Here is an 8,608-nt window from a genome sequence, read left to right as displayed (position 1 = left end):
GAGGTTTGGCACCTCGATGTCGGCTCGTCACATCCTGGGGCTGGAGAAGGTCCCAAGGGTTGGGCTGTTCGCCCATTAAAGTGGCACGCGAGCTGGGTTCAGAACGTCGTGAGACAGTTCGGTCCCTATCTGTTGTGGGCGTAAGAAATTTGAGTAGATCTGACTTTAGTACGAGAGGACCGAGTTGGACTAACCGCTGGTGTACCAGTTGTTCCGCCAGGAGCACTGCTGGGTAGCTACGTTGGGAAGGGATAAGCACTGAAAGCATCTAAGTGCGAAACCCACTACAAGATGAGATTTCTTTTAAGGGATGTTCTAGATTAGGACGTAGATAGGCTGTAGGTGTAAAGGCAGTAATGTCAAAGCTGAGCAGTACTAATTACCCGTAAGCTTTCTTGAAGCGTTTCGATAATCTCGCAATTTTTCCGTGAATCTTTCTATTTAATGTCAAGATATTAAGTCCTGTCCTTGATGGATATAGGCAAATTTTATGGTGATTATAGCGACGGGGTCCACCTCTTCCCATTCCGAACAGAGAAGTTAAGCCCGTCAGCGCTGATGGTACTGCCGTAACAGGTGGGAGAGTAAGTCGTTGCCAGTTTATTAACAAAGCCCTTCTAGAAATAGGAGGGCTTTTTTTGTTTTATATAACTTACCCAACGTTCGATCGTAAACAATCAATTATGATTTTTTGGTGGGTTTTTGCTTTATTTCTTTTTGTTCCAATTCTGGTCCACTTGTTTGACTTTAGAAGGGCTAAGAGATTTTATTTTTCATCGATCCAATTTATTGCTCAGCTTACTAGTAAGACAAAGTCGAAATCAAGATTAAAATACTTATTAGTTCTCCTAAGTAGAGTATGTCTATTCACGAGTATTATTTTTTTTATTTGGACCTTATCTAAGGAATCCAATGAAGGACCCAATGTAAGTACTACGATCTACCTTGATAATTCATTGAGCTCCGCACTTAGTGAGAGTAATTTAATTCTTAAGCGATCATTGGTAGGGTTACAAGAACCCAGATCGGTAGTTTTTTTCAATAATGACTATTCTTTTTTTGGAGGAGCTGAGCTTAATCTGGATCAAATAGGCGAGCTATCACATTCGCCTCCAAGGTGGACTGAATTGTTAAGAAAAGACAATAGTGCCGATTTATCAGGCAGGCTAATCCTTCTCTCTGATTTTCAAGGAGAGGATTTGGCCGGGCTAAGGGAACATTTTAGTGATACTTCCAAGTCCTATTCCTTGATACTAACAAGAAATTTGAATGAATTGGGGAATGTAGCTATTGATAGTCTTTATGTTCAACCAAATCCGGATGAGCTTTCAGAGATGACCATTAAAGTCACTTTTCGAGTATTTAATATGGAATCTGGATCATTAGTTATTAAACTAATGAAGGAGGGGCGGCAGTTAAGTTCCATTGTTAAGGAGGCTTCAGAATTGGATGAGATACAGTTTTCTATTGCCAATAATGAGATTGGGGCTTTCTCTTTAGAAATTGATGGTGATGAAGTAGGTTACGATAACACGTTTGATTTTACAGTTGCAGATCGCAAGAAGCCCATCATAAGTATCATAGAACAGTCCGATCCGAGGTTTCTCAGGGAAGTCTTTGCGAATACTCAACTTTTCAATGTCCATGTACAGAAGCCTGGAGATTTGGATTATGAAAAATTATCAGAATCAGACCTCATCGTACTAAGTGATCTAATTGAGCTTCCAGTCAGTTTAATTGAGCAGTTTGCAGAAACTACTTTTCTTGTGTTTCCTAATGATTCATCTGAGATATCCTCCTATGGAGAGTTCTTAGGAATCAATTTGGCCGAAGCTGATGGATCCATTGCAGAAATTGATATCGACTATCAGCACCCTCTTTTCGAGGGCGTATTTGAAAAAAGTGTTGATGAGGGAATGATGATTGAGCTTAATCCATTGTTTCTACTGAGGGGGGATTTTGAGTCTATTATGAAATTCAGATATGGAAATTCCTTTCTGACAAGGAAGAACAAGACGTACTTTTTTAATTCATCGATGGGTACGACGGGATTTCAATCGAGCGCCTTATTTCTTCCTGTAATGTACCAGTTGGCATTCTCTGCATCTAATGACATACAAATTCCCTACTATTATCCAGGTGATAGAATTGTAACTCAGGGCCAGCCATCGGATAATCCCGTTAGGATACTAAATGAAGATACTGAATTGATTCCTTCGTTCAATTCAAACGGAGGCGAAATTGTTCTGGAGATACCCCAGGATATTTCTTCTGGCTTTTATTTTCTTGTGCAAAATGAGGATACTTTAAAGCAGATAGCTATCAATATTCCCAAGCAAGAATCAATTATGCAAGCTCCAACTATTGATGAACTAAAGGACGCTTTTGCGAACGTTGAAAACGTGGAAGTCCTAGAAGCTCTTAATCAATCTTCTGATAGGCCCCTATTAGCGAGTGCCGGGCAATCGAGCTTATGGAAATATGCATTATTTTTGGCGGTGCTTTTAGTTTTAACTGAAACAATGCTGCACAGATACCTCAAATGAGCCTACTCCTAAAGAATGTACACGTAGTAGATGTAAACTCTCCGGTTCATGGCAAGCAAGCCAATATCCTTATTGAAAATGGTAAAATAGCGTCCTTGAAGGGAAGGTCTGCTAAAAAAGAGATCGACCTGAAAGGCAAGTTTTTGAGTTGCGGCTGGTTTGATCTGAGTGCTCAATTCAATGACCCTGGAAATGAACATAGGGAGGATATAAAATCAGGATCGGCGGCTGCCCAAAGTGGTGGCTTTACGGATGTTTGCATGGTTCCGAGTACGCGACCTCCTATAGAGTCTAAAAGTGATGTCAATTATTTGCTGAGAAGATCCGGAGATGAAGTTGATATCCATGTAATTGCCGCAATAAGCGAAGGTTTGGAGGGTAAAAATTTGACGGAAGTGCTGGATCTACACGATGCTGGTGCCATTGCTTTTTCGGATGGTGATTTGCCTGTTTGGAATGCTGAACTTTTGCTCAAAGCATTACAATATACAAGTGACATTGGGTTACCTATCATGCAAAATGCGCGAGATATGCATATATCTTCAAACACGCACATGCACGAAGGGCGAATGAGCACGCATTTAGGATTGAGAGGGGAGCCGTCCCTTTCAGAAGAATTGATGATCCGGCGTGACTTAGACATTCTCAAGTATAGTGGGGGGAGCATTCATTTTTCCCGAATATCCACGGAAAAGGCTGTGGGCTTGATCAAGGAGGCCAAGAAGAAAGGTTTATCGGTGACCTGTGATGTTGGGATTCACCATTTGGTTTTTACTGATGAGTCGGTGGGTGATTTTGACACCAACTTTAAATCACTGCCTCCCTATCGCACAGAAAGGGATAGGAGAGCCTTGATAAAGGGAGTGAAGGAGGGAGTGATAGAAGCTATCTGCTCAAATCACCGACCGTATGATCAGGAATGTAAGCAATTGGAATTTGACCTGGCTGATCCGGGCAATACGTCCCTTCAGACATTTTATTCTTCGCTTTTAAAAATTTCCAAGGAGATACCAATTGAGTTACTTATTGACAGGGTAGTGAATGGTCCTCGGAAGGTTTTGAAGAAGGAGCTCATCCGAATTGACGAAGGTGAGGAAGCCAAACTTACAATTTTTGATCCATCTCAGACATGGGTGCTGAATGATGAATCCAACCGATCCAAGTCCAGAAACTCCCCATACTGGGGACAGGAGATGAAAGGAAAGGTGCTTGGCACCATCAACAAACGAAGTATTACTATCGAATAGCGTGCTAAAGCCCACCTTAAAATATTCCATTCTGTGCGGAGTATTCCTGATAGGATTATTCTTCATTTCTATCAATTTTGGAAGCAATCCGCTGCTGGATATGCGCCACTTCTTTTTTGATTTGGGCGTTTTTCTGCTATTTATCTACTTCGGTGGCAAGGAGTATAAGGATTATCACAATGGAGGCTATCTGCATTTCTGGCAAGGCATCAGTATTGGTTTTGTCGTCATTATTCCGGCTACATTGCTTTTTTCTGGGGCCTTTTATGTGATGTTTCAAGCTAACCCTGAATTGTTGGAGGCTTATAAGGAAGGAGCCCGGGCTATGCTAATAGCAAAGAAGGATTTGTATATCGAACGATTTTCAGAAGAACAGTACCAACAACAGCTTACCGCTGTGGATAATGAGACAACCCTTCGGCTACTATTTAGCACCTTTTGGAAGAAAATCATCGCAGGATTCCTAATTACCCCTGTAGTTGCCATAATTTTAAGAAAAAAACCTAAGTAATTATGAATAATCACGCAATCAAATCAGGCCTTATCACTGGAGTAATCTCCATTGTACTTAGTTTGCTTATCTACATTGTTGACCCAACCATTTTTGCTATCTGGTGGCTCATGTTGCTGCTCATGCTTTTTTACGTAGGGGTAATCACTTATTTCGGCATACAGCACAGAAATCAAGAGGGAGGGTATCTCTCATTTGGCAAATCATGGGTTTATTCGTTTACTGCACTGGTTTCTTACAGTATCGTAGGCACTTTGTTCTCTATACTTTTGTTTACGGTCATTGACCCTGAGCTTTCTGAGATTGTAACGGATGCCGTGGTGGAAAAATCTGAAGCTATGATGAGAAATTTTGGTATGCCAGATGATCAGTTGGATGAAGCCCTGGAAAAAACCAGAAATGACACCTTGGAAAGATTCACTATTGCTGGTAGCTTAAAAGGTTTCGCATGGGGCTTAGTTGCCAATGCCGTATTATCTTTAATTGCCGGAGCAATTATTAAGAAGAAAGAACCTGAACTTGAAGGATAAAAATTTATCAATAGTAATACCTGTTTACAATGAGGAAGAATCCATTCCAGAGCTTTTGGAATGGATTTTTCGCGTTGTAGACGCTCATAAGATATCTACTGAGATACTTCTGATTGATGATGGGAGCACGGATACTTCCTGGTCCGTCATTACCGCGATTGCTAAAAAGGACCCAAGGGTTGTTGGGTTTAAGTTTAATCGCAACTATGGGAAATCTGCCGCATTGCAGACTGGATTCGATCATGCTACTGGAGAAGTAATCATCACCATGGATGCTGATATGCAGGACAGCCCGGATGAAATTCCAGCACTTATGGAGATGATATTGAGTGCCAACCTTCACATCGTCTCCGGATGGAAAAGGAAGCGACATGACCCGATTAGTAAGACCATCCCCTCGAAATTCTTCAATTGGGTCACACGAAAGGTATCAGGCATTAACCTTCATGATTTTAACTGCGGGCTGAAGGCCTACCACCATGATGTGGTGAAAAATATCCATGTGTATGGTGAGATGCATAGATACATCCCCCTGATTGCGAAATGGAATGGGTTCAATCGCATTGGGGAAAAGGTGGTGGAGCACCGGGCCCGAAAGTATGGGAGCACCAAGTATGGGATGAAGCGATTTATTACCGGTTTCCTGGATCTGCTCTCTGTGACTTTTGTGTCTCGTTTCAGAAAGAACCCGATGCATTTTTTTGGAGTATTTGGTAGCCTTTCATTCATTGGCGGCTTCTTCATCACCATCTGGATCATTGCTGAAAAGCTCTATCGTCAGTATTACCACATGGAGCGCCGTGATGTAGTGGACCAACCGTTATTTTTCCTGGCGCTTGTGGCTTTGATCGTGGGGATGCAGCTATTTCTTGCTGGTTTCATTGCCGAAATGATGATTCAGGTAAATCAGCGAAAAGGGGATTACCTGATCTCCGAGAAGACAAAAGACTAGGCTGTATATGCCAAAATACTCCATCATCGTACCAGTTTTTAATCGGCCAGACGAGGTAAATGAACTCCTGGCAAGTCTCACCAACCAAACAGTCAAGGATTTTGAGGTGCTAATTGTGGAGGATGGTTCAAGAGTGACGAGTGAGGAAGTGGTATCGAATTACACTTCGAAATTGAATATATGGTATTTCAAAAAGGAAAACACCGGTCAGGGGTTTAGTAGAAACTTTGCATCTGAACGTTCCCAAGGTGAGTGGCTCATTTTCTTCGATTCAGATTGTGTGATTCCCCCAGCTTATCTGTCAAATCTGCAGAACCTGACGCAGGATCACTCCATACACGCTTTCACTGGTCCGGATGCAGCGAAGGAGGATTTCTCCTTTTTGCAAAAGGCCATTTCCTACTCTATGACTTCCTTTTTCACTACGGGCGGGATACGGGGCAAAAAGGTAAAGGTGGATCAGGAAGCTCATCTCCGTAGCTATAACCTGGTGATGAGGAAGGAGGTTTTTCAGGCTTTGGGAGGCTTTCATAAAACGAATATGGGCGAGGATATGGAGCTCAGCCATCGGTTTGGAAAGTCTAAGCACAGGGCGATGGTCAGTGACGGGCTGACAGTCTATCATAAGCGGAGGAATACCCTTTGGTCTTTTTTTAAACAAATATTCTCCTTCGGGCAAACCAGGATTCAATTGAAGCGATCTTATGATATTGCTGTAAAAATTCCCCACTTTTTTCCATCCGTTTTCACCATAGTCCTGATCGTGGGGTTGATCAGTTTAGCCTTATTTCCATTTGTTGGTCAGTTGATATTTTGTATTTATGCCATCTACTTTCTCGCAATTCTGCTTCATGCAACCATTTCCCAAAGGAGCCTGATCGTGGGAGTTCTTTCTATGTATACCTCTCTCATACAGCACCTGGCTTACGGGCTAGGATTCATTGCGGAGGCGCTGTACCTAACTAAAAAGTGAACTCTATCTTTGACGTATGCAAATAACCCTGACCACTCCAGCCCTTCTTTTTCCTGCTATTTCTTTATTGCTTCTAGCCTACACCAATCGTTTTTTGGCCATTGCCACCCTCATTCGCCAGCTTCACAGAAGCTATCTGGATAATCCTAAAAGTGTTTTAGAGGGGCAGCTGAAGAATCTGAGAAAAAGGCTCTTCCTGATCCGGGCAATGCAGTTATTTGGAGTGATGAGCCTGCTGCTGTGTGTGCTGGCCATGTTTTTTATCTACCTACAGATTGGTGAGTGGGGGAGCCTGATTTTTGGGGTTTCTTTGGTGCTGCTTTTACTGTCCCTGGTAATTTCTGTCAGGGAGATTCAGCTATCCACTAAGGCCCTGGATTTGGAGCTGAGTGATATGGAGCTTGGGAGCAAATTGAAGTTCTGAAAAAGCAAAAGCCCCCGCTTTCACGAGAGCCTTTGTATCCACCTATAAAAGGACTCAACTACGAAAAACCATTTCTTATTCAGTCAATTTCACCGGATGTTGGTCATTGTACATCTTCATTACCTTGGTGAGGGTTAACCCTTGATAAAGCACTGAGCAAACTACCACCACATAGGTCATGGTTACGATTATTTCCTGTCCGGGGAAGTTGGTGAGGGAAAGGGATACTGCCACAGGCAGCCCACCCCTGAGAGCGCCCCAAGACAGCACCGGGATGGTGCCGTCATCAAAGGAGCGACTCATCGACATCAGCCTTATTGGGATAAAAACGCTAATCCACCTTGCCAGCAATGCTATATTCACTGCAAAGAATCCTAATGCGAAATAGTCTAATCGCAATGGAATGACCAACATTTCAAAACCGATAAGTACGAAGAGCATAGCGGCCAATGTCTCTTCCAGCAATTGCCAGAAACGATAAACATAATTTCCTACGGCACTTTCACCCACCTCATTTCTACCAAAATTCCCAAGGATCAGACCGGTCATTACAGCCACCATCATGGATGAAACCGAAAACATATCTGCAACATATGAGCCACCCATTACCAGCGCCAGAGTGACCAGAACTTCCACTTCTACTGCATCATTGTCCACATATTTGAGGACGGAATACCCCATCCATCCAAAGAAGAGGCCGACGATAAGTCCGCCACCCAGATCTCTAACCAAGACCCAAGCTGCGCCTGTAAAATTTAGCGAACCCATGGCGGCCTCTTCTTTGTAGATGTTTACCAGTACAAGTGCCAAAATGATTGCGATACCTCCATTGAGCAGCGCCTCACCGGCTATTTTAGTCTCTAGCTGATTTGACATTTTGAATCGCCGGATGGTCTTGGTGATGGCTACTGGATCCGTGGAGGATATTAACGCCCCAAACACCAATGAGGCAATGTAGCCCAACGGAATGCCTAAAAAACCTGCAGTGTAGTGGATTAGTGTAGCAATAGTGAACGTGGAGATTAGTACGCCTAGAAACGAAAGGATCAGGACAGGAACTAACTGATCACCCAGCTTTTTGAAATCCACATTCAGTGCGCCGGCAAAGAGCATGACGCTAAGGACAAACCGATAAAGTACTTCAGCGAAATCATATTTCTTGATTTGCTCTGCAAGATGAAATTCGGGAAACAACAAACCGAAAACCAGCACCAATAATGACAGCATAAGTGCCAGTATGGTAAGGCCAATTGAGGATGGAAGTTTTAGATAGAAGGTGTTTATAAAAATGAAAACACCGGAGAAAAAGATTAAAACTGCAATGATGTCGAATATGCTCATAGCGACTGTTATTTAGAAGGTAAAAGTATGAGTAAGGCTTTTTTATTATACTCTGAGAAATGTTGTATTATTCATTCAGGGGAT

8 protein-coding genes, 2 rRNA genes and 1 pseudogene are annotated in these 8,608 nt (G+C 42.6%); 10 read left to right on the top strand and 1 reads right to left on the bottom strand.

All coding sequences use genetic code 11. From position 1 onward, the window contains the following. The 10 genes and pseudogenes from RLN88_RS00825 to RLN88_RS00780 form a co-directional block, all read left to right on the top strand. Nucleotides 1–400, top strand: a 23S ribosomal RNA gene (locus RLN88_RS00825); the annotation flags it as partial. 89 nt (nucleotides 401–489) lie between these two features. Further along, nucleotides 490–601: ribosomal RNA gene (gene rrf, locus RLN88_RS00820) — 5S ribosomal RNA — on the top strand. An 82-nt stretch (nucleotides 602–683) separates the two neighbouring features. After that, a pseudogene (locus RLN88_RS00815) lies at nucleotides 684–872 on the top strand (BatA domain-containing protein); the annotation flags it as partial. 84 nt (nucleotides 873–956) lie between these two features. Continuing rightward, complete coding sequence (locus tag RLN88_RS00810; protein WP_350219477.1) at nucleotides 957–2,546, top strand: hypothetical protein; 1,590 nt, start codon at nucleotides 957–959, stop codon at nucleotides 2,544–2,546. Further along, a complete protein-coding gene (locus RLN88_RS00805; protein WP_350219474.1) occupies nucleotides 2,543–3,793 on the top strand; it encodes a dihydroorotase in 1,251 nt (416 codons plus the stop codon). Before RLN88_RS00810 ends, RLN88_RS00805 begins: the two co-directional genes overlap by 4 nt. A 1-nt stretch (nucleotide 3,794) precedes the next feature. Next, nucleotides 3,795–4,304 (top strand): DUF4199 domain-containing protein, encoded by a 510-nt coding sequence (locus RLN88_RS00800; RefSeq protein ID WP_350219473.1) that lies wholly within the window; start codon nucleotides 3,795–3,797, stop codon nucleotides 4,302–4,304. 2 nt (nucleotides 4,305–4,306) lie between these two features. Then, the gene (locus RLN88_RS00795) at nucleotides 4,307–4,834 is read left to right on the top strand and encodes a DUF4199 domain-containing protein (protein ID WP_350219472.1); all 528 of its coding nucleotides are present in this window, start codon (nucleotides 4,307–4,309) and stop codon (nucleotides 4,832–4,834) included. Next, nucleotides 4,824–5,786 (top strand): glycosyltransferase family 2 protein, encoded by a 963-nt coding sequence (locus RLN88_RS00790; RefSeq protein WP_350219471.1) that lies wholly within the window; start codon nucleotides 4,824–4,826, stop codon nucleotides 5,784–5,786. The genes RLN88_RS00795 and RLN88_RS00790 overlap by 11 nt, the downstream gene beginning before the upstream one ends. A 7-nt stretch (nucleotides 5,787–5,793) precedes the next feature. Next, nucleotides 5,794–6,759 carry a glycosyltransferase family 2 protein gene (locus tag RLN88_RS00785; RefSeq protein WP_350219470.1) on the top strand — a complete coding sequence of 322 codons (966 nt, stop codon included), beginning with the start codon at nucleotides 5,794–5,796 and terminating at the stop codon, nucleotides 6,757–6,759. A gap of 16 nt (nucleotides 6,760–6,775) precedes the next feature. After that, nucleotides 6,776–7,183, top strand: a complete 408-nt coding sequence (locus tag RLN88_RS00780; protein ID WP_350219469.1) for a DUF2721 domain-containing protein — start codon at nucleotides 6,776–6,778, stop codon at nucleotides 7,181–7,183. Nucleotides 7,184–7,258: 75 nt separating this feature from the next. On the opposite strand, the gene RLN88_RS00775 is transcribed toward RLN88_RS00780, so the two are convergent. Then, the gene (locus tag RLN88_RS00775; protein ID WP_350219468.1) at nucleotides 7,259–8,524 is read right to left on the bottom strand and encodes a cation:proton antiporter; all 1,266 of its coding nucleotides are present in this window, start codon (nucleotides 8,522–8,524) and stop codon (nucleotides 7,259–7,261) included. Nucleotides 8,525–8,608 lie beyond the last annotated feature (84 nt).

This window comes from Ekhidna sp. (genome assembly GCF_040223195.1).
Classification (GTDB): domain Bacteria; phylum Bacteroidota; class Bacteroidia; order Cytophagales; family Cyclobacteriaceae; genus Ekhidna.
The sequence above is the reverse complement of the archived record's forward strand: the minus strand, read 5'-3'. Positions and strand labels throughout refer to the sequence as shown.